This window comes from Pseudomonas sp. H9, from assembly GCF_004353925.1.
Lineage (GTDB): Bacteria > Pseudomonadota > Gammaproteobacteria > Pseudomonadales > Pseudomonadaceae > Aquipseudomonas.
This window is the reverse complement of record NZ_SMOK01000045.1, coordinates 1-1,143: the sequence shown is the minus strand read 5'-3', so window position 1 is coordinate 1,143 and position 1,143 is coordinate 1. Positions and strand designations below refer to the sequence as shown.

Here is a 1,143-nt window from a genome sequence, read left to right as displayed (position 1 = left end):
GGGTTACGGCAAACTCGAAGTCCCGAACGCCAACATCGAAGACGTCTACACCGACGCCAGCAAGGTCACTGCCACCGTCACTGAAGTGAATGGCGGCAACTTCGAAGGCACCGACCTCAAAGGCGCGAATGCAACTGCAACCGTTGAAGACACGGTGCAAAACACCAAGGTCGAAGTCACCGCAGACGCGGCGAAAGAAGGCGACGCCAATGTCACCTTCCATTTCCAGCTGAGCAACCCGCCACAGGCCGGTTCCACTGCCGTGTTGACCGTCAATGTCGGCGGCAAGGATTACTTCGTCACCGTCGATGACAAGGGTTACGGCAAACTTGAGGTGCCGAACGCCAACATCGAAGACGTCTACACCGACGCCAGCAAAGTCACTGCGACTGTGACTGAAGTGAACGGCGGCAACTTCGAAGGCACTGACCTGAAAGATGCCTCGGTGACCGTTGATGTCAAAGACACCATCCAGGACACCACGGTCAAAGTGACTGCGGATGCCGCGAAAGAAGGCGACGCTAACGTCACCTTCCATTTCCAGCTGAGCAATCCACCGCAAGCCGGCAGCACCGCCGTGCTGACCGTCAACGTCGCGGGCAAAGACTACTTCGTCACCGTCGACGACAAGGGTTACGGCAAACTCGAAGTCCCGAACGCCAACATCGAAGACGTCTACACCGACGCCAGCAAGGTCACCGCGACCGTCACTGAAGTGAATGGCGGCAACTTCGAAGGCACCGACCTCAAAGGCGCTAATGCGACCGCAACCGTTGAAGACACGGTGCAAAACACCAAGGTCGAAGTGACCGCGGATGCGGCGAAAGAAGGCGACGCCAACGTTACCTTCCACTTCCAGCTGAGCAATCCGCCACAGGCCGGCAGCACCGCCGTGCTGACCGTCAACGTCGCGGGCAAAGACTACTTCGTCACCGTCGATGACAAGGGTTACGGCAAACTCGAAGTCCCGAACGCCAACATCGAAGACGTCTACACCGACGCCAGCAAGGTCACTGCCACCGTCACTGAAGTGAATGGCGGCAACTTCGAAGGCACCGACCTCAAAGGCGCGAATGCAACTGCAACCGTTGAAGACACGGTGCAAAACACCAAGGTCGAAGTCACCGCAGACGCGGCGAAAGA

1 protein-coding gene is annotated in these 1,143 nt (G+C 57.9%); it reads left to right on the top strand.

What is annotated here, in order from left to right; translation table 11 throughout:
• Positions 1-1,143 (top strand): immunoglobulin-like domain-containing protein (locus E1573_RS26815; protein WP_165957387.1); only part of this gene is annotated, 1,143 nt, incomplete at both ends.